Annotated in this window: 25 protein-coding genes; 11 read left to right on the top strand and 14 right to left on the bottom strand. The window is 32.2% G+C overall.

Translation table 11 applies throughout. From position 1 onward, the window contains the following. Positions 1-42 precede the first annotated feature (42 nt). The 3 genes from MOV42_RS07010 to MOV42_RS07000 all read right to left on the bottom strand — a co-directional run bounded on the left by MOV42_RS07010 (position 43) and on the right by MOV42_RS07000 (position 3328). On the bottom strand, positions 43-819 hold the full coding sequence (locus MOV42_RS07010; protein WP_324170482.1) for a TatD family hydrolase: 777 nt from the start codon (positions 817-819) through the stop codon (positions 43-45). Beyond that, positions 816-2351 carry an AAA family ATPase gene (locus tag MOV42_RS07005; RefSeq protein WP_324170481.1) on the bottom strand — a complete coding sequence of 512 codons (1536 nt, stop codon included), beginning with the start codon at positions 2349-2351 and terminating at the stop codon, positions 816-818. Before MOV42_RS07005 ends, MOV42_RS07010 begins: the two co-directional genes overlap by 4 nt. Before the next feature lie 86 nt (positions 2352-2437). Beyond that, entirely contained in the window at positions 2438-3328 is an 891-nt protein-coding gene (locus MOV42_RS07000) for an NAD(+)/NADH kinase (protein WP_324170480.1), read from the bottom strand. Positions 3329-3383: 55 nt separating this feature from the next. On the opposite strand from MOV42_RS07000, the gene aspS reads away from it, so the two are divergent. Both aspS and MOV42_RS06990 read left to right on the top strand, forming a co-directional pair. Next, positions 3384-5141, top strand: coding sequence for an aspartate--tRNA ligase (gene aspS, locus MOV42_RS06995; protein WP_324170479.1), 1758 nt, complete (start codon positions 3384-3386; stop codon positions 5139-5141). A gap of 124 nt (positions 5142-5265) precedes the next feature. Further along, positions 5266-5835 (top strand): adenylate kinase, encoded by a 570-nt coding sequence (locus MOV42_RS06990; protein ID WP_324170478.1) that lies wholly within the window; start codon positions 5266-5268, stop codon positions 5833-5835. Positions 5836-5880: 45 nt separating this feature from the next. On the opposite strand, the gene MOV42_RS06985 is transcribed toward MOV42_RS06990, so the two are convergent. Both MOV42_RS06985 and MOV42_RS06980 read right to left on the bottom strand, forming a co-directional pair. After that, the gene (locus tag MOV42_RS06985) at positions 5881-6159 is read right to left on the bottom strand and encodes an addiction module antidote protein (RefSeq protein WP_324170477.1); all 279 of its coding nucleotides are present in this window, start codon (positions 6157-6159) and stop codon (positions 5881-5883) included. After that, a complete protein-coding gene (locus MOV42_RS06980) occupies positions 6152-6451 on the bottom strand; it encodes a type II toxin-antitoxin system RelE/ParE family toxin (RefSeq protein ID WP_324170476.1) in 300 nt (99 codons plus the stop codon). The genes MOV42_RS06985 and MOV42_RS06980 overlap by 8 nt, the downstream gene beginning before the upstream one ends. Before the next feature lie 65 nt (positions 6452-6516). On the opposite strand from MOV42_RS06980, the gene MOV42_RS06975 reads away from it, so the two are divergent. Next, the gene (locus tag MOV42_RS06975) at positions 6517-6675 is read left to right on the top strand and encodes a hypothetical protein (RefSeq protein ID WP_324170475.1); all 159 of its coding nucleotides are present in this window, start codon (positions 6517-6519) and stop codon (positions 6673-6675) included. Here MOV42_RS06975 and MOV42_RS06970 read toward each other — a convergent pair. Then, a complete protein-coding gene (locus MOV42_RS06970) occupies positions 6668-7468 on the bottom strand; it encodes a nucleotide-binding protein (protein WP_324170474.1) in 801 nt (266 codons plus the stop codon). The two genes, MOV42_RS06975 and MOV42_RS06970, sit on opposite strands and share 8 nt — an antisense overlap. 133 nt (positions 7469-7601) lie before the next feature. On the opposite strand from MOV42_RS06970, the gene MOV42_RS06965 reads away from it, so the two are divergent. The 3 genes from MOV42_RS06965 (at position 7602) to MOV42_RS06955 (ending at position 10585) form a co-directional block, all read left to right on the top strand. Continuing rightward, positions 7602-8255 (top strand): response regulator transcription factor, encoded by a 654-nt coding sequence (locus MOV42_RS06965; protein ID WP_324170473.1) that lies wholly within the window; start codon positions 7602-7604, stop codon positions 8253-8255. After that, a complete protein-coding gene (locus MOV42_RS06960; RefSeq protein WP_324170472.1) occupies positions 8242-9309 on the top strand; it encodes a HAMP domain-containing sensor histidine kinase in 1068 nt (355 codons plus the stop codon). Before MOV42_RS06965 ends, MOV42_RS06960 begins: the two co-directional genes overlap by 14 nt. 85 nt (positions 9310-9394) lie before the next feature. Beyond that, complete coding sequence (locus MOV42_RS06955; RefSeq protein ID WP_324170471.1) at positions 9395-10585, top strand: ATP-binding protein; 1191 nt, start codon at positions 9395-9397, stop codon at positions 10583-10585. Between the two features lie 4 nt (positions 10586-10589). Here the strand turns inward: MOV42_RS06955 and MOV42_RS06950 are convergent, their stop codons facing one another. Genes MOV42_RS06950 through MOV42_RS06935 form a run of 4 tightly spaced genes read right to left on the bottom strand, consistent with a single transcriptional unit; the run spans position 10590 to position 15489 of the window. Beyond that, positions 10590-11975, bottom strand: coding sequence for a DUF1302 family protein (locus tag MOV42_RS06950; RefSeq protein WP_324170470.1), 1386 nt, complete (start codon positions 11973-11975; stop codon positions 10590-10592). Positions 11976-11978: 3 nt separating this feature from the next. Beyond that, a complete protein-coding gene (locus MOV42_RS06945; protein WP_324170469.1) occupies positions 11979-12761 on the bottom strand; it encodes an outer membrane lipoprotein-sorting protein in 783 nt (260 codons plus the stop codon). After that, positions 12758-15142 carry an efflux RND transporter permease subunit gene (locus tag MOV42_RS06940; protein WP_324170468.1) on the bottom strand — a complete coding sequence of 795 codons (2385 nt, stop codon included), beginning with the start codon at positions 15140-15142 and terminating at the stop codon, positions 12758-12760. The genes MOV42_RS06945 and MOV42_RS06940 overlap by 4 nt, the downstream gene beginning before the upstream one ends. A 59-nt stretch (positions 15143-15201) precedes the next feature. Continuing rightward, positions 15202-15489, bottom strand: a complete 288-nt coding sequence (locus MOV42_RS06935) for a hypothetical protein (RefSeq protein WP_324170467.1) — start codon at positions 15487-15489, stop codon at positions 15202-15204. Positions 15490-15729: 240 nt separating this feature from the next. Here MOV42_RS06935 and MOV42_RS06930 point away from each other — a divergent pair, with 240 nt between their 5' ends. Continuing rightward, positions 15730-16335 carry a DUF6166 domain-containing protein gene (locus MOV42_RS06930; protein ID WP_324170466.1) on the top strand — a complete coding sequence of 202 codons (606 nt, stop codon included), beginning with the start codon at positions 15730-15732 and terminating at the stop codon, positions 16333-16335. 1 nt (position 16336) lies between these two features. Here the strand turns inward: MOV42_RS06930 and MOV42_RS06925 are convergent, their stop codons facing one another. Further along, positions 16337-17575: an EAL and HDOD domain-containing protein gene (locus tag MOV42_RS06925; protein WP_324170465.1), complete on the bottom strand. Its 1239-nt coding sequence runs from the start codon at positions 17573-17575 to the stop codon at positions 16337-16339. 100 nt (positions 17576-17675) lie between these two features. On the opposite strand from MOV42_RS06925, the gene MOV42_RS06920 reads away from it, so the two are divergent. After that, positions 17676-17867, top strand: coding sequence for a hypothetical protein (locus tag MOV42_RS06920; protein WP_324170464.1), 192 nt, complete (start codon positions 17676-17678; stop codon positions 17865-17867). Position 17868: 1 nt separating this feature from the next. On the opposite strand, the gene MOV42_RS06915 is transcribed toward MOV42_RS06920, so the two are convergent. Further along, positions 17869-18372, bottom strand: a complete 504-nt coding sequence (locus MOV42_RS06915; RefSeq protein ID WP_324170463.1) for an ankyrin repeat domain-containing protein — start codon at positions 18370-18372, stop codon at positions 17869-17871. 75 nt (positions 18373-18447) lie between these two features. Between MOV42_RS06915 and MOV42_RS06910 the strand changes: the two genes are divergently transcribed. Together MOV42_RS06910 and MOV42_RS06905 are read left to right on the top strand one after the other, a co-directional pair. Continuing rightward, complete coding sequence (locus tag MOV42_RS06910; RefSeq protein ID WP_324170462.1) at positions 18448-19647, top strand: tetrahydrodipicolinate N-succinyltransferase N-terminal domain-containing protein; 1200 nt, start codon at positions 18448-18450, stop codon at positions 19645-19647. 68 nt (positions 19648-19715) lie between these two features. Continuing rightward, on the top strand, positions 19716-20021 hold the full coding sequence (locus MOV42_RS06905) for a hypothetical protein (protein ID WP_324170461.1): 306 nt from the start codon (positions 19716-19718) through the stop codon (positions 20019-20021). A 9-nt stretch (positions 20022-20030) separates the two neighbouring features. Here the strand turns inward: MOV42_RS06905 and MOV42_RS06900 are convergent, their stop codons facing one another. Next, positions 20031-21368, bottom strand: coding sequence for an SH3 domain-containing C40 family peptidase (locus tag MOV42_RS06900; protein ID WP_324170460.1), 1338 nt, complete (start codon positions 21366-21368; stop codon positions 20031-20033). 16 nt (positions 21369-21384) lie between these two features. Next, on the bottom strand, positions 21385-22044 hold the full coding sequence (locus MOV42_RS06895) for a LexA family transcriptional regulator (RefSeq protein WP_324170459.1): 660 nt from the start codon (positions 22042-22044) through the stop codon (positions 21385-21387). Between the two features lie 59 nt (positions 22045-22103). Here MOV42_RS06895 and MOV42_RS06890 point away from each other — a divergent pair, with 59 nt between their 5' ends. Continuing rightward, positions 22104-22262, top strand: coding sequence for a hypothetical protein (locus MOV42_RS06890; protein ID WP_324170458.1), 159 nt, complete (start codon positions 22104-22106; stop codon positions 22260-22262). Positions 22263-22305: the final 43 nt, after the last annotated feature.

Below are 22305 nucleotides of genomic sequence, written 5' to 3'. Positions count from 1 at the left end.
TTTAAAATTAAAGTTTACATTTTATCTAAAAAAGTATTAATATTAATGTAAAGCAAAGAGTTTTTGGGCATTTTGTGTTGTTATATCTTTTACTTGTTTGGATGGCATCTCTAGAAGTTGAGATATCTTTTCTACGATAAAAGTAGTATAAAAAGGTTCATTTCTTTCGCCCCTGTGAGGCATAGGGGTTAAGTATGGTCCATCTGTTTCAATAAGTAGTTTTTCAAGAGGAATTTCCCCCAATACATTTACTAGTTTTTTGGCATTTTTAAAAGTAACCACTCCACCTATTCCAAAATAAAAACCTTCTTTTGCTAAGCTTAGTAATTCTTCATCTGCGTTGTAACAATGAAGCACTCCTCCAATCTCGCCAGCACTGGCATCTAGGAGTATCTTTTTTGAATCCCTTGACGCATCTCTAATGTGTATAATTAGAGGTTTTTTATATATTTTTGCTAATTCTATTTGTGCTATAAAAACTTCTTTTTGCTTTTTCTTTTCAGTCTCTTTTTCACTATCGCTACCTTCTAGTCTATAGTAATCAAGTCCACATTCACCGATTGCAACACACTTTTTATGTGTTACATATTGTTTAATATCAAAGTCATAAAAAGAGTCCATATCATAAGGATGTACTCCAACTGCAAAATATACATCATCGTGAGCATCTACTATTTCAAGGGCTCTTGTTATGGTTTTTGGATCTGCTCCAGGTATGATAAACCTTTTTACTCCGCCATCTCTTGCTCTGTCTAGTACTGCATCTAAGTCTTCGTTATATCTTTCGTCATCTAAGTGTATATGTGTATCTATTATCATTTGTTTGCCTCCAAAAGTTCTTTTGCAAAACTTCTTGCTTCTTTAGAGATGCCTTCTCCGCTAATTATTCTAGCAATTTCATCAACTCTTTGTTTATCATTTAGTTCTAAGACTTTAGATTCATCTTCATCTTTGTAAATTAAAAAGTGCTGTTCTCCCATAGATGTTAATTGTGGTTGATGAGATATAACGAAAATTTGAAAATGTTTCGATAGCTGTCTAAGTACCTTTGCAACGCTCATAGACTCTTCTCCACTAAGATTGGCATCTATCTCATCTAGCATTAGTATTCCGCCATTGCCACGCATAAACTTTGATTTTAGAACTAATATAGCCAATCTAAGTCTATTGAACTCTCCAGTACTTATCTTTTGCAACTTAGTATTGTTAAGCTGTATTAGTATTTCATCTTTTCCATGCTCTGTAAGCTCAGTATCCTGTAAAATAACTTGCGCATCTCTTAAGTACAACTCTTTTAGATAAGAGTTTAAATCTTGAGTAAAAACTTTTAATTCTTTTGTTCTAAATTTACTTAAAGTTGAAGCTAACCCTTTTACTTTTTTGTTTAAAAGCAGTTCTTCTTCTATTAGTTTATCTTTTGTTATCTCAATATTTTCATATTTCTCTAACTCTACAATTTTTTGTTCTTTATATGCAATGGCTTCTTCAACACTTCCATGCCTTTTTTTAAGCCCAGATATCTCTTCTATGCGATTTAAGACATCTTCTATATTTACATCTTCTAGAGCATTAAACCTAGCCTCAGCACTCTCAAACATAGCTCTCAGCTCGTTCATAGAATCATCAAAAAACGAGCTATCAACTTCTAGAGCATCTATGGCACTGCTAACAAGATGTTCATTTTCAAAAATACTATTTGCTAAAGATATTTTTTCTAGTATTTTTTCTTTTTTTGAGAGCTCCTTTTTTATTCTTATCAACTCTTCATCTTCGCTAATTTGAGGATTTATTTCCTCTATCTTAGATATTTCATAAGAAGCAAATTCTTTTAATTCTTCAATCTTTTTTTCTTCTTTTTCAAGAATTTCTAATTGAGTTTTTATTTTTTTATATTCAAAAAAAGTATCTTTATATTCTTGCTTTAGTGTAAAAATATCATGAGATTTTTTTTGAATTCTGCTATCTAAAATTAAAAGTAAGTTTTCATTTTCAAAATCACTAAAATCTTTTAAACTTAAATGTCGTAGATGCTTTGATGTGAGTTGCGATATTACTTTTTTAGAGATGCTTTGGTTATTTATAAAATATCTTGCTTTTTCTTTTTTTATATACTTAAATGTGTTTACATCTTCATTTTCTATGCCTAGATCATCGTTGTTTATATCCCATGTGACACTTGATTCGCACAATGAAGCTTCACAAGAGTCTGCACCCAAAGATGAGAGTATTGATTTCATAAGTATAGACTTACCACTTCCACTTGGTCCAGTGAAAACAACTAAACCAGACTTGGGAGCTATTTCAACATTTTTAAAACCGAGATACTCTTTTAGGTAAAATCTCTCTATCATGTTATGACCTTATAATTTTATATTTGAGAAATAATATACTGTTTTTTATGTTTTAATATAAAATATTGCATTTTGTCATATTTAACCTACTCTCCCCAACTAAGCTTCTCTTTAAGTACATCAAAATAGTTAAACTCTTCTCTGTGAATGAGATTGGCTCTTTTCTCAGCTAATTTGATATGTACACTTTCTCCCTGAGCTAACTCATGTATGTCTTGCCCATCAACTATCACTAAGGCATTTGCTCGTGGTGTTTTCATCTCCATGGAAAATGTACCTGGTAAAACCATTGGTCTTTGAGTAAGAGAGTGAGGACAGATTGGAGTGAGTGTAAATACATTTGAAAGAGGAAAAACAACAGGTCCTCCTGCTGATATATTATATGCAGTTGAACCAGTAGGCGTAGAAACTATAACACCATCTCCATAGTAAGTATTAAAAGATTTTCCATCTATAAGGGTTTCAATATGAATCATGTTTGATACAGAGTGACGAGTCAAAACTATGTCGTTAAAAGCATATAATTTTGTTTGTTTAGAACCAATTTTAATCATGATTTCAAGTACTGCACGCTCATCTATTCTATATTTTTTAAGAGTTATATTTTTAACAAATTCATCAAGCTCGTCCATGCTAACATCTGCTAAAAACCCTAAGTTGCCTGCATAAACACCAAAAGTCGGCAAATCATAATCAAAAGACTTTCTAACAGTAGCTATGAGTGTTCCGTCTCCACCTAGAGTAACCAATGCATCTACGCGCTTACAGAGCAAGTCAAAATCCATTCCAACGAGTTCTATCATATCACCGCTAGCGCTATCTAAATATACATCTATGTCGTACTTATTAAAGACTTCTTTTAACTTATGAAAAGTATTTTTTAGTTCTGGAGTAGAAGGTCTAAGTATCACACCAATTTTTTTAATAATTTTATTATGCAAAGAAACTCTTTTTAGTTGTTTTATTGCATTATACACTAATATAAGACTTCTTTGGATATAATCGCGAAAATTATATATAGGATTCTATATTTTGAGAAGTCATTACTGTACAGATTTAAGTGAAGAAAATGTAGGACAAGATGTTGTTCTTACAGGTTGGGCAAATAATCATCGTGACCACGGTGGAATTATTTTTATTGATTTACGCGACAAGACAGGTCTTATTCAACTAACATGTGACCCAGAAGATGGAGCCCAAGCGCATAAAGTTGCTGATGGCGTTCGTGATGAGTATGTTTTAATTGCTAAAGGTAAGGTTCGTCTTCGTGGTGAAGGTCTTACAAATCCAAAGCTAAAAACTGGTTCTATAGAGATTATCGTAACTGAGCTTATTATTGAAAATAAAAGCGCTCCTATCCCTTTTGTTATAGGTGATCCTAATGTTGGTGAAGAGACAAGACTTAAGTACCGTTACTTAGAGCTTCGTGACCCTGCAGTGTATGAAACATTTCGTCTTCGTTCAAAAGCAGCTATCGCAGCAAGAAATGTTCTTGATGCAAATGGTTTCTTAGAAGTTGAAACTCCTATCTTAACTAAGTCTACTCCAGAAGGTGCTAGAGATTATCTTGTGCCATCTCGTGTTCACAATGGCGAGTTTTATGCTCTTCCACAATCACCACAGCTTTTTAAACAGCTTTTAATGGTTGGTGGATTTGACCGTTACTTCCAGATAGCTAAATGTTTCCGTGATGAAGACTTAAGAGCTGACAGACAACCTGAGTTTACTCAGATAGATGTTGAGATGAGTTTTTGTGACCAAGAAGATGTAATCAAAGTTGCTGAAGACCTTTTAACAGCTATGTTTAAAGCTTGTGACATCAGCATCCAAGGTCCATTTAATCGTATTACTTATAACGATGCTATGGAGCTTTACGGTTCAGATAAGCCAGATATGAGATACGACCTTAAGATGATTGATGTTATTGATATCTTTGAAAGATGTGATAATGAAATCTTTACTAACATCGCTAAGAAGCCACATGTTAACCGTATTAAAGCGCTTAAAGTTCCTGGTGCTGATTTAATCTTTTCTAAGCGTGAAATGAAAGGTTTTGAGACATTTGTTCGCCAATTTGGAGCGCATGGTCTTGGATATTTTCAAATGAAAGAAGATGGTCTTAAAGGTCCACTTATTAAATTCTTCACAGAAGAAGATATAGCACTTCTAGTTGAGAGACTTGGTATGCAAGTTGGTGATGTTGTATTCTTTGGTGCAGGCGATAAGAAGACTGTATGGGACTACATGGGAAGACTTAGAATCTTTCTAGCAGAGCATGAAAAGATGAGTATCTTAGATAGAGATGCTTTCGAATTTGTATGGGTAGTTGACTTCCCAATGTTTGAAGTAGAAGATGGAAGAGTAAAAGCACTTCACCATCCATTTACACAGCCTAAAGATACTGACAAAGACGATGTAGAAGAGATAGAGTCTATCGCTTATGACATCGTTCTAAACGGTACAGAGCTTGGTGGTGGTTCTATTCGTATCCATAAAGAAGATGTACAAAACGAAGTATTTAAACTTCTAGGAATCGAAGAAGAAGAAGCACAAGAGAAATTTGGTTTCTTACTAGATGCACTTAAGTTTGGAGCACCTCCACATGGTGGTTTCGCAATGGGCTTTGACAGAATGATGATGCTTATCACTAAAAAATCAAGCATCCGTGATGTTATCGCATTCCCTAAAACACAAAAAGCTTCTTGTATTCTTACAAAAGCACCTAGTGGAGTTGACAACACTCAACTTAGAGACCTTCATATTCGTTTACGCGAACAAACTAAAGCGTAATCCAATTCTTCTCGGAAGTGGGACTTTTAGGAATGCTAACCAATGGCATTATCCACTCTGAGTCCAACATTTGGGCGAGGCTGAAGCCTCACTTCCTAAAAAAAACTAAGGGATTTCACTACCTATGAAAAAACTATTTCTTATAATTGGCGCACCAGGCTCTGGTAAGACTACAGATGCAGAGCTTATAGCCGAAGAAAATGACGCTATAACACACTACTCTACTGGCGATATGCTTAGAGCTGAAGTTGCAACTAAAAGTGAACTTGGACTTGAAATAGACCAGTATATTTCTAAAGGTTTGATAGTACCTATTGCGGTAGCTATTAAAACAATCACTAATGCTATTAAAAATGCCCCTACTGATATCATCATTATAGATGGTTATCCTAGAAGCATGGAGCAGTTAAATGCTTTAGATGAGTATTTAGTTGATGGCTCAGCTTTAGAGCTTTGTAGTGTTATAGAAGTGCATGTAAGCGAAGAAACTGCAAGAGATAGAGTTCTTGGTCGTGCTCGCGGTGCTGATGATAACAATGAAGTGTTTAACAACCGCATGAAAGTCTACACTGAACCTCTAGCAGACATACAATCTTTCTACACTACTAAAAATATTCTAAAAGTGATTTCTGGTGAAGGGACTATAGAAAAGATAGTTGCTGAGATGGGAATATTTATAGAATCTAAAATATAAACAATAAATCTTACTTTTAGTTCCCAAGTTTTACTTGGGAACTATTTAAGCCGTTGCTTGCAATTTTATACCAAGTGAATTTAAAACTTTACTAACTGTTTCAAATTTAGGATGAGCACCAGCACTAAAAGATTTATACAAACTTTCTCTTCCTAAACCAGTATCTTTTGCTATTTGAGTCATTCCGTTTGCTTTTGCAATATTCCCGATAGCCTCCAAAAATTCATTGTTATTTCCATCTTGCAAAACTTGTGTTAAATACTCTGCTATTACTTCTTTATCGTCAAGATACTCAGCTATATCAAATGTAGTTAAATTATGCATCTCCCTGCTCCTTTATAATTTTTTTTGCTTTTTTTATATCATCACCTTGTGAGGATTTATCTCCACAAATAAGTAAAATAATTATTTTTTCATCCTCTTTAGTATAGTAAACTCTATATCCAGGACCTGATGTAATCCTAAGCTCATACAAAGTGTTTCCGACAGATTTAAAGTCTCCAAAGTTTCCATGCTTCATTCTATCAACTCTACGAAGTATGGTAACTTTTCCTTTAATATCTTTAAGTTTTAAAAGCCATTTTGAAAATTGCTCAGTTTCTTTTATCGTGTACATATTTAATTGTATCCTAAAAGATACATAAAAGTCAATTTCTCGTTGATGAAGTGTTTGACAATCGCATGAAAGTCTACCCTGAACCTTTATCAGATATACAAGCTTTCAACACTAGTGAGAATATTTTAAAAGTAATTTCTGGAGAAGGAACTATTGAAGAAATAGTTTCTGAGATGGGAACTTTCGTAAATACTAAAATATCAACTTGCTTATTTTCTAAATAATTGAACTTACGTTATATCCGCAAGCATTTAATTCTTTAGTAATACTTATTTTCCATGCTCCAGATATATCCATGTCAGTATACACTACACCACTAATATCACTTGGTGTTTCTATATCTCCTTTGACTAAAGCACACACATGTTTTCTTCCTAATTGTGCCATTAAGTATCCATGTTCAAAAACAACATTTTGTCTTGCTCTATCTCTTGGATGTACTTTAGTTTCTGTTGCACCTCTTCCTTTATCGCATGGAGTATATAGAACTATGGCAAAATCAGCTTCATTCGTATAATGTTCTATTTTTTCAATTATTGTCATTCCGCTACTTACTTGTTCATGCAGGATAATAGCTTCTAACCCAAGGTTCTGAACAAATCTTGCCACTTCTTGCTTTGTTTCGTTATCATGTCCATGAACAATAAAAACTTTATTTTTAAGCACTTTTTGATCCTCTGTTATTTCTTCTTTTAAATACATATCTTTCTTATGATTATTAAGCTCAGTTCCAAATTCTAAATGATCTAATATTTGTGAAAATTCATTTGTTAAAAAAGTTCTTCTTTCTGCATATGAATCAAATTTAGGCTTAATAAAGCCCCAAAACGAATCCAAATTTCGATTTGTTCTTAGCCAGCTAGGCATAAAATTTGTTAAAGATTTATTGTTTAATAATTCGCTTCTCAATAACTTATACTCTTCTTCGTTTACAGATCCACCAGTAGCACGATCAATTAATATATTATATAAATATTCAATTTTTTCGTAATCATTATGTAAAAGTTCAAAATTCAATTTTATATACCCTTAATAGTATTTTCTTAAGAAGCATTATAGCAACAAATATAAATATATATAAATCAACGAAGGATTAAGCCTCTGTTTGCAGATGCTTGCTATAATCTAAAATATTTAAAAAAGGCTTACAATGGCAAGAATACTCTTAGTTGAAGATGACCAAATACTTTCCGAAACATTGCTAGAGTTACTTGAAGATGAGGGTTATGACCTGACTCTTGCTCAACGTGCTAACGAAGCCTTAGATGCTACTTACTCAAATGAGTTTGAACTTATGCTTTTGGATGTAAATATTCCAGACATGAATGGTTTTGAGCTACTCCAGATGCTAAGAAGTTCAGGAAACACAACTCCTTCTATATTTTTAACATCTTTAAATGACATAGCATCTCTGTCTCGTGGTTTTGAAGTTGGTGCAGATGACTACATAAAAAAGCCTTTTGATTTTGATGAGCTTATTATCCGTATACAAGCACTTCTTAGAAAGTCGTTTAATGCTCAAAACAATGAAGTAAAGTATAACTCTTTAGTTTATAAAATCTCGACAAATGAACTCCTAGATGCTGGCAAACTTATTCAACTTGCTCCACAAGAGCAGAAACTACTCTCCTTGCTATTTAAACGCATAGATGAGACCATAACGAAGCAAGAGTTACTTCACGAGCTAGACAGCGTAAATGAATCTAGTGAAGGCGCACTTAGAGTCTACATAACAAAACTACGAAAAGTCGGTTTAGAGATTCAAACCATTAAAGGTACAGGATACAGACTTGTTAAAGCATGAAAAAAAAGCATTTATAAAGTTCTTTATCACTTACTTTGGTAGTGTAGCCATACTTATCTTGGCATCTGGGTTTTTCTACTTTCAAGACCAAAAAAAGATGCTTATAGAAAAAGAGCATTTCTCTATGATAGAGCATATCAGACAACTAAAGATGAAACAACCACTACCTACTCGCAGCTCTATAACATACAAGATAGTAGATAATAAACTGCCAAATTTTAATATTGACAACTTTAAAATAAAAGAAGATTATTTTGAAAAGTATCTTCCTTATACTTGGGATGGAGAGTATGTTCTTGTAAAAAAAGACAAAGAAGAGTTTTATAAAAAACTTTTTTCTACCAAAGTAGAGATTGTCTCAGGGCAGATTCTTCTTCTTTTACTGTTTGCTCTTATTAGTTATTTTCTTGCACTTCGAGCACTTAGACCGATGCAAGAAGCCATCATGAAGCTAGATAACTTTTCAAAAGACCTCATTCACGACTTAAACACGCCTCTAACTTCTATACTTTTAAATATGAAACTTCTAGAGAAAAATAGTAACTTCAATGGCAACAAACCACTTAGTAGAATAAAAAAGAATGTTGAAAATATCTCTGAGCTTCACAACAACCTCACTACCCTACTTCAAGAAGATACGATGCTTGTAGACGAGCAAAATATTGTTAAAATTATAGAAGATGTAGTCTTGACTCATCAGAAAATATATACGCATCTAGAGTATAAGATAGAGCTAAAAGAGTTTAACGCATCTGTAAATACAAATGCTTTTTCTCAGGTTCTCACAAATCTTATCTCAAATGCAAGTAAGTATAACAAGCAAGATGGTTTCATCAAAATCTACTCTGCCAATAGAGTTTTATGCATAGAAGATAATGGCATCGGGATTAAAAATCCTAGTGAGATATTTAACCGTTCTTATGTGGAGCAAAAAAGTGGAACAGGAATAGGACTAGACATTACAAAACGCCTCTGCGAAGCTATGGACATAGAAATATCCGCCACTTCACAAGTAGATGTTGGTACTACTGTTAGTCTGAAGTTTAAAAACTAAACTCGACTATAACCAAAAGAAAAATAAGTTTATTTGGGTTGTAACCAAACTTATGATACTATATGACAAATATAGGTGGTTTAAAATGATAGAGCAACTACACAAAAACTTTTTACAATATCTAAAAAATCAAAAAGAAACATACAAAAGGTATATATGGGGTACCATAAATCACAATGATAAACTCATAGGTATTATAGGTGCAAGAGGTGTAGGTAAAACAACATATATACTACAATATCTTGAGCAACTTGATATACCTTTGTCTAAAAAACTCTATATAAGTGCTGATAATATTGAACTATTTGACAGCTCACTCTTAGAAATAGCAAAAGAGTTTTCTCTTTTAGGTGGTGAAGTTTTAGCTATAGATGAGATACATAAGTACAAGAACTTTGAGATAGAACTAAAGCAGATGCACGATATGCTTGACTTAAAAGTAATTTTTTCAGGATCATCAGCTATAAATATTGAACACTCTAAAGCAGACCTTAGCAGACGAGCTGTATTGTACAGAGTAAATGGACTTTCATATAGAGAGTTTTTAGAGATAAAACTTGATATTAGTTTTTCTACTTATACACTTGAAGATATTTTGAAAAATCATTTAGACATAGTGAACAGTGATTTTAAATCTTTTAAACCTTTAGAGTTTTGGATGGAGTATTTAAAGTATGGTTTTTATCCATTTTATTTTCAAAATCAAGATACATATAATATAAAACTAAATGAAACTATAAATACAGTTATAGAAGTAGATATACCCTCCATATTTAAAATAAAATATGAGAAAATAAATAATCTAAAAAAACTCACAAAACTAATATGTACTTCTAAGCCGTATACTTTAAATATAAAAGAACTAAGCAATAGAATAGACGTGGATAGAGATACTTTATATCAATATTTGGAGTATCTGCATCAGGGAAAAATTTTCAATATCTTACGCTCAAAATCAAAAGGTGATAATATATTTTTAAAACCAGATAAGATTTATCTAAACAATACAAATCTTAACTACACTTATTGTCAAAATCAAGAGATAGGAACTATACGAGAGACTTTTTTTGCAAATCAGTTAAATCTCTTACATATAGTTTTTGTACCATCAAAAGGTGACTTTATTATTGATGATAAATATATAGTAGAAGTTGGCGGTAAAAATAAAAACTACAATCAGATAAAAGATATAGAAAATAGTTTTATCATAGCTGATGATATCGAGAGTGGTTTTGGAAATAAGATTCCTTTATGGTTATTTGGGTTTTTGTATTAATACATTAAAAACTGTAAGTAATATCCGCAAAGATTCTATTGTTGTCTTTAATGGCTTTCATTAGAGGCTTATCGCCGTCTATGTACTCAACTATTCCTACATTTAAGCCTATAGCATCTGCTACTTCATACTCTATCCAAACTCTAGCGAAGCCACCGTTTTGCCAGCTTGAACCGAAGATGCTAAGAAGTGCCGAGGCGTTTAAAGAGTCATTATAAAAGCTTCTAGTAGCACGCAGAGCAGTTTGCATCTCATCTTCATCTACATAGTCAGGTCTTAGTACGACTATTGGCATTTGCGCTTCGTAGTCAAATATATGTTTATTTGCTACCTCAACAGAAAGTACTGTATCTTTTATACCCATATAGTCAAATCCTACAAGCGCATCTAGACGACTCTTAGCATCTGTAGTAGAGTTGTATTTTATCCCATCAAGAAGTGCTACTTCACTCTTAAGCAACCAACTCCCAGATGCTATGTTTATGGCGGAGCCTAGCATCTGTATCTTAGTGACTTTACGAATTTTATCAACAGGGTCTATATGCCATTTTTGGTCAAGTACATCAGCAGCGTAAAAAGAGAGATCCCATCCTGAAAAAATACCGTTAGCGGCAAAAGCATACTGCATATTGTTCCATGAGCTACTTGGTGTTTCTAGCTCTATAAAAGGATTTGGAGCAAAAGGAAAAATAGCATCTACGGGAAAGTACTCACTTCTGGCAGGTGCTTCTATCATGATAAGATTCTCAGGAATCACCATAGCTGAAAAATTCCATGTGCCAACATAATAATCAAACTTAGCCATACCAACGCCAAGCCTTAAATCTTCTATATCTGTCATAGCAGGAGTACGGTTATCAAGCGGGTTTATTACATCTGTAATTCTAATACTGTCTGATTTACCCCAAACAACTATTTGTCGCCCTATCTTGGCATCTAGAGATAAAGTGATACTTCCTTGGACATAAGTGTCATCTAGTCTTAGTTGAGTTTTGTATGCATCTAGTATGTCATCACTATAGTTATTTGTAGAGTGTATGTCATATATAGCATCGTAAAAAGCATCTCCACTTATCTTTAGTTTCCAGTCATCTGATAGTTTTGCATCTAGCTCTAAAAATAATGAAGTCTGAGCTTGGTTAACTCCCGAGTACTCTACACCATCTACCTTATGCTTTTTATAACCTATAGAAGTCTTAAAAGCTAAATCACCGCTAATTGTTACCCTGCTTTCTTCTTTCTTCTTTTGTACTTCTTCTTTAGATGCTATTTCTATAGGCTCATCATCAAAACCTGACAGGTCATCTTCTTCTATACTCTCCTTGGCATTAAGAAGAGTAGATGCTAAAGATATAGTTACAAAAGAAGATATAAGCACTTTTACTAGCATCTACTATATGCCTTTTTCTAAAGTACGCGTAGAGAAAAAAGACTCTTCTAAATCTTGATTGTATTTTATATCTGTAAATTCAAATACTGTTTTATGTAGAGTTTTCTTACCCTTTTTAGTTACCATTTGCATCTTTTTAACACTCCAGATGCCATCTATCTCTTTAAGTGAAGTGATTTTCATATACTTTAGTTTCTTACCTGCTTTGATATAGTGCAGTGCTTGAACAATTACAAAGTTGTCTTGACGAACGAATACTATGGACTTTGTATATCCCGTTTCTTCTATAGTCTTGTCTATTTTTGGAGTAACTAGCATTTGCCAAGTCTTGTGTCCACCAACTTTTGTCTCTTTCATTATTTTATATGTATAATCTTGTACATTTCTTGATGTCATATCAGAGTAAGTAAAGTCACTTCCCATAAAAGATGAGCTTTTATCGCTAGATGCTATACGCTTAACTTTTCTAAGTTCAGGTAAATACAACCACTGGTCGTCATCTTTATTTGAGTCTTCATAGTCATAGGTTAAAAAGCCTGTGTTTCTAACATCAGCAGGAGTCAGAAAAAACATAAGTTTAAGCTCATCCTCTCCTTTGTCCTTTGCATATCTCTTTAGCTCACGAACTCTTTTGTGACCTTTTTTGTCTATAAGTATCATCTTCATATTTGATGTAGAATTATCGCCATCATCTCTATCATGAACTTTTTGTGCTATCTCTTGCCCTGTTATGGCAAAAAGAGAACCTACTGTCAATGATGCTATTAGTAATGTTTTAAAAATCATTTTGTATCCTTAGTTATTAGAGTAAGAAGTGCTGGCCCAAGTATTATGTTTGAGATAAGCGCTATAGTTATTGAGCCACCTGCTAGTATTCCAAAGTTTATGAGGTTACTAAGAGATGCGAACATATAGACAAAGAAGCCTAAAGAGAGAACAACACTCGTTGCAACAAGTGCGCGACCAGTTCCTGTCATAGTTTTTACAACAGACTCTCTTGTTCCTAATCCTTGATGGTGGTATCTAGCAAAGTTATGAAAGAAGTGGACAGTATCATCAACTGATAGTCCTATAACTATGGCACCGACTAGCATCGTAAACATATCAAGAGGCATATCAACTATGGCCATAAATCCTAAAGCCATTATAATTGGAAGAACATTTGGTATCATACTTGTCAGACCGATTTTAAAGCTTCCAAGTAGAATCATCATCATAATAGCTATAAGTATAAAGGCTGTTATGTAACTTGTAGCCATTGAACTCATCGCAGCAGAGAGAGTTCTTTGAAAGAGTGGAACCATTCCTGTAACAGTAATCTCTACATCACTTCCAAGCTCACTCTTCATTAAAGAAATTATTTCTTGAGATAACTCTTCATACTGCCCTGCTTCCATCCATGGTAGTTTAAATGTTACACGAGCCTTAGAAAATGATGAATCTACCAAATCTTCAAGATCATCACTTCCACTATTTTCAAAAAGTAAAAACTCTTGAGGGATAAGAGCATTATTTTCTGTTATGGCGTAGAAAGCTTCATCGTTTTCGTGTAATGCTCTATGAATCTCTTTTAAGACTTCAGCTACACTCCAACCTTTACCTACAAAATACTTATCGTTTTGTATAGCCTCTGCTTTACGAACAACTAAATCAATCTTTTTTAGAAGTTCTGAATTATATAGACCATTCTCTTTTTTTGTATCTATTATAACTTCCATAGTAACAGAACCTTTTAGTTCTCTATCTACTATTTGTGTTGATAGTTTTATTGGTGAGTTATCAGGTTGCCAACTTAATGGGTCATGTGTAAAGTTGACTTTAGTTGCAAAAAAGATAGATGCTATTATGATTATCACACTTGCTGATACAATTGTTTTTGCATGATCAACGCTAAAAAGAGCTATATTAGTTAAAAGCTTATCCATTTTTTTAGTTTTTTCAATATGCTTTTGTTTTGCTGGTTTCAAAGGTAGTAGCGCTAACATCGCTGGTAGAGTAATTAAAGTATTTACTAAAGCTATCATAACTCCAACCGCAGCAAAGATTCCCAAGTCAGCAATAGGTGCAATAGCCGCAGTAGAAAATGAAAGTAATCCTGCCGCAGTTGTTAAAGATGTCATAATAATAGCAAGCCCTGAATGCCCAAGAGCGTAAGAAATAGCTTTATTTTTATCTGAGTTTTCGTTTAAATGGTTAAAAAACATTGCTAGTAGATGCACAACTGCCCCGATGCCAACTGCCAATAAAAATGATGGAAGAATCTGAGTAGGAATAGTTATAGGAGTTCCAACAAGCGCCATAGTTCCCATAGTAGTAAGTAGTGATAGTCCTACGATAAAAATAGGCAAAATTACCGCACTCACTCTTCTAAACACTACAAAGAGAAATATCATCATCATTAGAAGAACAAGTTTTACGAACTTTTGCATATCTTTTTGAACTGCGCGCTTATTAAAGTCATTTACAGCAAGTGAACCGGCGATAAATACATCAAAATTCTCTGCACTAAATTTTTTTGCTATTTCTTCAGCTGCTCCAACCATCTCGCTCTTTGAAGTGTCTTTTAGAAACTCTAGTTTCTCTGTTGATTCATCATCTGAAAATCCATCTAAATCATCTCCACCACTTGAGCCTTCATACGCACTTGGTTCTAAGATGATAGTAGTAAGAGTAAGATCTTCACTAAGAAGAAGGTTTTTATACATTACACTGTTTACAGCTAGATTCTTTTTTAGTTCTAACTCTTGTGCGTTCTTTGGAAACTTTTCAAATAAATCTTCAACTATTAGCTGATCACCTTCACCTCTTGTATTTCTCGCATTTATAAGAGAAGTAATATCATTAAGGTGAGGTATATTATTTTCTAGTTCTAGATGCAGAGCTTGCAGTCTTTCTAAAAATGCCTTCTCAAAGATATTTTTACCTCTAACAACAACCATGATTTTTTCATCTTGACCAAACTGCTCTTTAAAAGCTTCATATCTAACTAATGCAGGATCACTTTCGTGCAAAAAGCCTTCTGTCGATGTGTCAATAGTTATTTTTGGTAAATATGAGATAATAGCGGTACTAAGTAACAAAATAAGAAATATTATTTTTATTGGATTTTGAGTGATTTGCTCACCCATCGCCTCCAAGGAAGCTTCAGTTTTACTACGCCAGTTCATTTATTCCCCTATTTCATAATTCAAAATAGTATTATTTCTATATTAGGGGAATGTTAATGCTAGTCTTCTTCTTTAAATCCGAAATCTTCTTCATCGCCTTTTTGTGCGTCTAAAATATCTGCTATCAATTCTTTAGCTTCTTCTTCATCAAGGTCACCTGCAGTTATGTCATCTAAAACATCTTTAAGATCTTCTTTAAATTCTCTTAACTCTTCTATTTCGCCTTTTGCTTCTTCACTTGCTTCTTTGTTATCAGCGATTTCTTCAAAGATTTCATCTAGTCTTTCTTCTATATCTGGTATAACACTTTTGATAAGAAGTTCTTCTAATTTTTCTATATTTGACATTTTTTTTCCTTAAATTAATGTGCAATATTACTTAAAATAAACAAAAATATTAATAAATTATAGATTTTGTCGATATAAATATATCATAAATCAAGGAATTTAATCATGTTAGTTTGGTTATTGGTATTTTTATTGCTAGTGATAATTAGTTATGTTATTTATAGATTTTCTTTTTTCAAAAAAAAAGAAAATTCTAAATATAACAAAAAACATTATACATTTAAAATATAAGAGAGAATTATGACAACAAGAAATAACTATGTATTTAAAGGGTACAAAGCATTACTTGGAAATAGATATGTAACCTATGGAGAAGTTGAGCTACCTTCAAACTATAAGCTTTTTTCTAAATCAAAAGATGGATTTGATTGGGGAACTGGTAGTTCTGGTTCTGTTCAGCTATCATTTTCAATTCTTTATCAAGTAAGCGATACAGAAATTGCAACAAAATATGCAACAATATTTTGCAATGAAGTTGTAAAATTATTAAACTCAAGAGAGTGGATACTCAACGCGACAGATGTCATCGAGTGGCTAGAAAATAATTCTGAAAATATAAATAGCATAAAACATGAACCTCAAGCTATGGACTTAGTTAAGCCTCCAAGAAAAAAGAAAAAAGTAAAAATGAATATTGTAAAAGATGTTTGCACTACACTATCCATAACTCAAAAAAACCTTGCTCAAATACTAGAAGTACCAGAAGGAACAGTAAGTTCTTGGGCTGTTAAAAATGAAATACCTAGACTTGGGAAAAAAGCAATAGAATTTTACATACAAAATAGAAAAAATCAAGAAGTTGTTGATAGCTATAAAAACTTTGTTAAACTTTTACAAAGTGCGTAATCTACTTGCTTTTTGAGCTTTTAAACTCTGTTGCACTTTGAAGAACATCAAAAGTAAGTTTCTTTAACTTATCTATTTTTATGTGATATTTATTACAAAAAGTCTCTACACCTTTAGCATTAAATGTTTCTATATTTTTTGTAAACATATATATCTCTCCAAGTATACTTTCTTCGCTAACTAAAGCATCTTTAATTTCATTATCTATACTCAGTTCTTCTAAAATAGTTTCCATTTTTACATTACAGAGACTATCTAATAACGATATAACTCCAAGAAAATAAACCTTAGATGTTAAGTCTTGAATATTACTATTTTCTATCTGCTTGGAAACAGCGACCATAAGGTTTGTTCTATTTTGAAGAAGGTTTAAAAGTGGTGTTTCTGTCTCTGAATCTTCATCCAATAAGTTTGTTGAGTAAACCATAAGCATAAGCCACTCTGTTAATGGTGTTCTACCCATCAATGTAAGTATTTGTCTAATTGAGGATATTTTATTTCTAAAGTAAAAAGAGCCTGAATTTATAAATTTTAAAAGTTGTAAAGACATCGCATGATTATTTTCAAACTCATCAACAATATCATCGATACTTGCATCGCTCATAATAAAATTACATAAATTAATAGTTTTTAGAGAATTTGGATCAAAATTTTCTTGCTGTAGCACTTTTGGCTTAGAGAAAAAATAACCTTGAACAAAATCACCATTAAGTGATTTTGCTTTTTCAAACATCTCATAAGTTTCAACCTTTGTAAATATAGTTTTAATATGGTATTGTTTAAGTTTTTCAACAGCAGATGCTAAAGTGTTGATATCTACTTTAAAGTATGATATATACTTTAGTATTGAAAAAAACTTATCAATTATATCGATAGATAAAAGAACATCATTTATTGCAAGTGTGTAGCCCATCTCATGAAGTTTTATTATTCTTTGTTCAACTAATTCGCTAAAATCTATATTTGCTCCAATTGAAAAAATAAAATGCTCTTTAGGAATACAAAATATAACATCATGCAAAAGAAATTTTTTATCTGTTTTTATAAATGCTTTGTATTTTGACAATAAACTTTTTACACCAAATTTATTTAAAACATTACTTAAAACAGTAACTGTTGCGTGTCTATCATTTTTAATATTTGAACTTTGCAAGGTGTCTCTATATAGCAGTTCGTAAGCAAAAATATTTTCGTTCATATCTAAAATTGGTTGTCTTGCAATATATAAACTTTTGTTCATTTTCAATTCTTTATATTTTTCATAATTATACAAGAGTAATCTTAAGCATACAACAAGCCAAAGATAGGTACTATATAGTATACTATATATTGAGGTAATCATGAAGCCAAAAGATGAGATAACAAGAAGTCTTCTTATAGATAGAACAACTTGGGATGAATCAATGAAATATTCAAGAGGAAGATATAAAATGAGCTTAAGCAAAGTAATAGAGTCTCTTTTACAGGAATGGCTAGCAAAAGAGAAAAGAAAACCATTAGATAATGAAAAACAAGGAAAGTTTTTTAACTAAATCATCTAGCATAAGACCTGTTCTGTGGACTACTTTCGTCATAATCTAAAAGTTCTAAGATGCTTTTCTTATTCATCTTTCTAGCAAAATCAGTTGCTTTGAATCCTTTCATATCAACTGCTTCTTTGTTAACACCATTTTCTAAAAAAAGTTTTCCTATTTCTACTCTTCCATAACAGGCAACGCCCATCAGTGGTGTAAACTTACTTCTTCTGTTGGTTCTATTTACATCAACACCTTTATCTATCATATATTTCACTAATTCAATCGAGTTGTATGCAATAGCATTATCTAAGATGCTGACACCTTCATCATCAAACTCATCTATATCTGCACCATTATCAATAAGTAGCATCAATAAGTCAAAATCACATCTTTTTTGAATGGCACAAGCTAAAACTGATTCTTCGTTTTCGTTTGCTTCGTTGACATCAGCGCCATCTTTGATATATTTTTTAACTCTCATGTAGTCATTATCTTTTAAATATTCTAACCATTTATCCATAATGCAAGTATATATAAAACTTTATTAGTAGTTTTTGAGTATAATTCCACCATTAAATTACTTAAGCGAGAATTCATGCAAATTATTGAAACGACAGATGCTTTTAAAGCATTGATACAAGATATAAAGTCAACAACGGATGGATATAGAGATCCTTTAGCATTTGGTATATGTAGAATTGATTTAGGACAATTGAATGTTGAAAAAACTCTTCAAGCAACTTATCCATTGATAAACTGGGATGAAAACTTTGGTAGTGCTGCTATTTTTATTAAAGCACTAGCAGAGCAAGGTAAAAATGTAGATTTTTCTCAAAGTGAAATTGTTTTTGACATTAACTTAGATTTTTTAAGAAGCTGCTTAAAAGCTTTTACTCCTTACTCGGATGAGGCTTTTGGAGATGCACACAAAAATATCCAAGTTGTTTCTGCCCTTTATGCACAGATTATAAATAGTGGAAGTTATGATGGAGAGTTTAAAGTTACATTTATTTTTGATGATGCTCCATTAGAAAGTGTTGAAGCGTCTTACCTTAAATTATATGCACTTTCTCAAGCAAAAGTTCCTTTAAGAGATATAAATCTAAATGGTGCATTTGGATCACTTCCTAATGTTGCTTGGTCAAAAGGTGAGCCAATTGAGCTTGATTACCTTAGAGAGTTTGAAATAGAATTAAAACTTGCAAATGAGTATCCACATATCGATTTTGTTGATAAGTTCCCAAGATTTTTACAGCATGTTATTCCTCAAGATAACACCAGAATACTTGATACATCAAAAGTAAGATTTGGCGCTCAGTTAGCTGCTGGAACTACTGTTATGCCAGGTGCTTCATATATAAACTTCAATGCGGGAACAACTGGTTCTGTTATGGTTGAAGGTCGTATTTCTTCTTCTGCTATTGTTGGAGATGGTTCTGATATTGGTGGTGGTGCTTCTATACTTGGAGTACTTAGTGGAACTGATGGTAATCCTATATCTATTGGTAAAAACACTCTTTTAGGTGCAAATTCAACTTGTGGTATTCCTCTTGGAGATGCTTGTATCATAGATGCAGGTTTATCAATTTTAGAAGGTACTAAAGTTGGCATCTATCCAGCAGAGCTTAAAAAGATTATGGAAGTAAATACAAATGCTAATATGAAAGGCGAGGTTTTCAAAGCTAAGCAACTAGCATTTTTCAATGGTATCCACTTTAGACAAAACTCTATGACGGGTGAGATTACAGCTTCTCGTTCAACAAGAGAGATAAAACTAAACGCTGATTTACACTAAATTTCTTGCATAAACTTACTTTTAGTTTCTTAATACTATAATGAACTTTAGGTAAAAGGAGTAAGTTTATGAATATCTCAAATAATATTTCATCAATACAAGCTCATCAAACTATGATGAATACAAATGCAAACAATGTCGCAAATGTAAATTCAGCTGCTTATCTACCTTCTGACACAAAAATTATAAATCAAGAAAATTCTGTCTCTACTCACACTAGAAAATCAGATAACAATGGTTCGACAAATTCTCAAACTGACTTAAGCAAAGAGTTACCAGAACAAATAGTCATCGAAGATGCAACTGCAGTTAATATGACGGCTATTAAAACGCAAGACGAAATGATTGGCACGCTTTTAGACATCAAGGCTTAGCCCCCTAAGCTATTGCGTTAAAATATTCATACTTTGTAAATTTTTTAAAATCTCAGACTCTTTATCAAAATCATCAATATTGCTTCCTACTTTTAAAGTACTAAAAATAGCTTTTCCAACCACTACTCTACCCTCTCTACCTTCTTCATTTGTTTTAATGCCCCAAATATTATGAAAAACAATGATTTCTCCATTAAAAATACCAACATATAAAACAATATGCCCTTTTTTATATAAAAGAGTCTCAAACGGAACGGCTTTTTCTTTAATGGTTTTAATTTTTTCTTCATTATTTAGATGCTTAAGTGAAATGATTTTACCAACTTTTGCTTGTTGAGATGAGTTTCTAGGTAGCCAAATTCCAAAAGGAGCATATAAATCACGCAGCATAGAAGAGCAATCTCTTTGTCCGTAGATGCCACCCCAACCATAATTAGATTTAAACATTTCACTCATTATGTTTGTGAGTGCCTCTTTATTTAAACTTAACACATCTTTTGTTGCGATACTTTTTGATATTTCAACTCTTTGAAACATCGCTTTAGTGTTTTTGTATGAAGAGATAGCTAAAGCTTCATATTTATTTTCATCTTCAGATATGATGGCTAACATCATTCCTATTTTTGAGTGAAATAAGAAAGTTCCATCTTTAGAATAAAAAGGGATGTTTTCTTTTATAAAAAAAACTTGCTGGGCTTTTTGCCAAGCATCTACGTGCTTTTGCGATAAAAAAACCATTTCACTTGATTTTATCCAACCAGAAGTAAAACTACTAAAAACATAAACCCACTCTTTATCTTTTGAATAATGGGAAACAAATAGTGGTTTATTTGCATGAAGTGTACTATTTTGCAAATAATCAAAAGGAAAACCCTCTCCTGCGATAGTTGGGTCTCTAAGTAGTGGCTTTATTGTCGGGAAAGCTCTTATGTTTACTTCCCTTAAAGTTATTGCTTTTTTATTTAAAGTTGCATATTCGCTAAAGTTTGCATTTTCTAACATTTCATCAAAAAAACTTTGCTTTAATAATTCAAAATTTTCTCCATAACTACCGCCAACTCTATATGAATAAAATGGCCATTTAACTTCTTCTACGCTTTCTCTTGGTTTGCTATTGTTCCAAACATTAAAATAATATTTTTCATATTTTTTTTGAATTTTATATATTTTTTTCGTTGAATTCAAATCTTTTGTAAAAAACTCTACATCTTGGGGAATATAAATTAAATCAGATATTTCTATGTTTTTACTTGGTTTTTCTTCTTTTGTATTTTTTTCTACAACAACTTCTTTTGAAGAACATGCCCCAAAAAGTATCGCTACAAAAACTAAAACTATATATTTCAATTTATTTTTCCCTGTATTAATCTACATCACCAAATCTACAAACTATTCTTCCTATAACTTCAATTTCACTAGGGTCAAGGGTTTGAGTTGAGTAAACTTTATTGTCAGATATTATATCTATTTTTCCATCTATTCTTTTTTGAACACGCTTTATAAATAACCCTGCTTCTGTTCTTATAGTAAATATGCCACCTCTTTGAAGATCGGTTTTTGCTCTATTTATAAATACTATATCATTATAACTAAAAGTAGGCTCCATAGAATCACCAGATACATTAATAGCTTCTATGCTTTTAAGCTCTCTATCACCACCAAGCATATAGACAAACTGTTCTGGTATTTCTAGTTCTTGTACTTCTTCACATTGCTCATCTGTGCCACCACCAGCACTTGCATTAACATCGCTAAAATATTTAACCATATAAAATTTATTTGTAGCTTCCACAAGGCTTTCAGGTGATTGACCATAAAGCATCCAATTTATAGATATACTTCTTAAGGCACAAAAATCCATTAACTCTCCAAAGGGAACCTTATTTCTCTTTTTCATTGTTGCAAAATTCATTTGAGATATACCAAGAATATTAGCTATATCTTTATCAAATATTTTTTTAGAGTTATACTCAGCAGATACAATACTTTTTATTTCTTCAACTATTTCTAAAAAACTTTTCATTACATTTCTCCCAGATTTTTCATATTATAATGTTTTTTTGAAAGAAAGTCAAAGAAAGCATGGCAAAATGCAATACTTTTTATAAAATACTTAGAAATATTGTAATATTTTATAAATTAAGTAAAGGATATGAAATGTCAATCATTATAAATAATGCACAAAGTTTATTTGAAAGATTTGAAAATTCTATTGAAATGTGGGCAAAGAAAGTTTTTTAAGACTTGTCTTCTTCTTTTTCTCGTTTATCAAATTTACTTTTAT

This window comes from Sulfurimonas sp., assembly GCF_029027405.1.
In the GTDB taxonomy this organism is placed as follows: Bacteria; Campylobacterota; Campylobacteria; order Campylobacterales; family Sulfurimonadaceae; genus Sulfurimonas.
This window is presented reverse-complemented; position numbering and strand designations above follow the sequence as displayed.

Bases quoted from the DNA above. Each gene is read 5' to 3' on its own strand.
- MOV42_RS06890 (WP_324170458.1), top strand. From the start codon at position 22,104: ATGGCAAAATGCAATACTTTTTATAAAATACTTAGAAATATTGTAATA.
- MOV42_RS07010 (WP_324170482.1), bottom strand. From the start codon at position 819: ATGATAATAGATACACATATACACTTAGATGACGAAAGATATAACGAA.
- MOV42_RS06955 (WP_324170471.1), top strand. From the start codon at position 9,395: ATGATAGAGCAACTACACAAAAACTTTTTACAATATCTAAAAAATCAA.
- MOV42_RS06915 (WP_324170463.1), bottom strand. From the start codon at position 18,372: ATGGATAAATGGTTAGAATATTTAAAAGATAATGACTACATGAGAGTT.
- MOV42_RS06925 (WP_324170465.1), bottom strand. From the start codon at position 17,575: ATGAACAAAAGTTTATATATTGCAAGACAACCAATTTTAGATATGAAC.
- MOV42_RS06940 (WP_324170468.1), bottom strand. From the start codon at position 15,142: ATGAACTGGCGTAGTAAAACTGAAGCTTCCTTGGAGGCGATGGGTGAG.
- MOV42_RS06920 (WP_324170464.1), top strand. From the start codon at position 17,676: ATGAAGCCAAAAGATGAGATAACAAGAAGTCTTCTTATAGATAGAACA.
- MOV42_RS06980 (WP_324170476.1), bottom strand. From the start codon at position 6,451: ATGTACACGATAAAAGAAACTGAGCAATTTTCAAAATGGCTTTTAAAA.
- MOV42_RS06910 (WP_324170462.1), top strand. From the start codon at position 18,448: ATGCAAATTATTGAAACGACAGATGCTTTTAAAGCATTGATACAAGAT.
- MOV42_RS06975 (WP_324170475.1), top strand. From the start codon at position 6,517: ATGAAAGTCTACCCTGAACCTTTATCAGATATACAAGCTTTCAACACT.
- MOV42_RS06935 (WP_324170467.1), bottom strand. From the start codon at position 15,489: ATGTCAAATATAGAAAAATTAGAAGAACTTCTTATCAAAAGTGTTATA.
- MOV42_RS06965 (WP_324170473.1), top strand. From the start codon at position 7,602: ATGGCAAGAATACTCTTAGTTGAAGATGACCAAATACTTTCCGAAACA.
- MOV42_RS06950 (WP_324170470.1), bottom strand. From the start codon at position 11,975: ATGCTAGTAAAAGTGCTTATATCTTCTTTTGTAACTATATCTTTAGCA.
- MOV42_RS07005 (WP_324170481.1), bottom strand. From the start codon at position 2,351: ATGATAGAGAGATTTTACCTAAAAGAGTATCTCGGTTTTAAAAATGTT.
- MOV42_RS06990 (WP_324170478.1), top strand. From the start codon at position 5,266: ATGAAAAAACTATTTCTTATAATTGGCGCACCAGGCTCTGGTAAGACT.
- MOV42_RS06945 (WP_324170469.1), bottom strand. From the start codon at position 12,761: ATGATTTTTAAAACATTACTAATAGCATCATTGACAGTAGGTTCTCTT.
- MOV42_RS06930 (WP_324170466.1), top strand. From the start codon at position 15,730: ATGACAACAAGAAATAACTATGTATTTAAAGGGTACAAAGCATTACTT.
- MOV42_RS06985 (WP_324170477.1), bottom strand. From the start codon at position 6,159: ATGCATAATTTAACTACATTTGATATAGCTGAGTATCTTGACGATAAA.
- MOV42_RS06895 (WP_324170459.1), bottom strand. From the start codon at position 22,044: ATGAAAAGTTTTTTAGAAATAGTTGAAGAAATAAAAAGTATTGTATCT.
- MOV42_RS06905 (WP_324170461.1), top strand. From the start codon at position 19,716: ATGAATATCTCAAATAATATTTCATCAATACAAGCTCATCAAACTATG.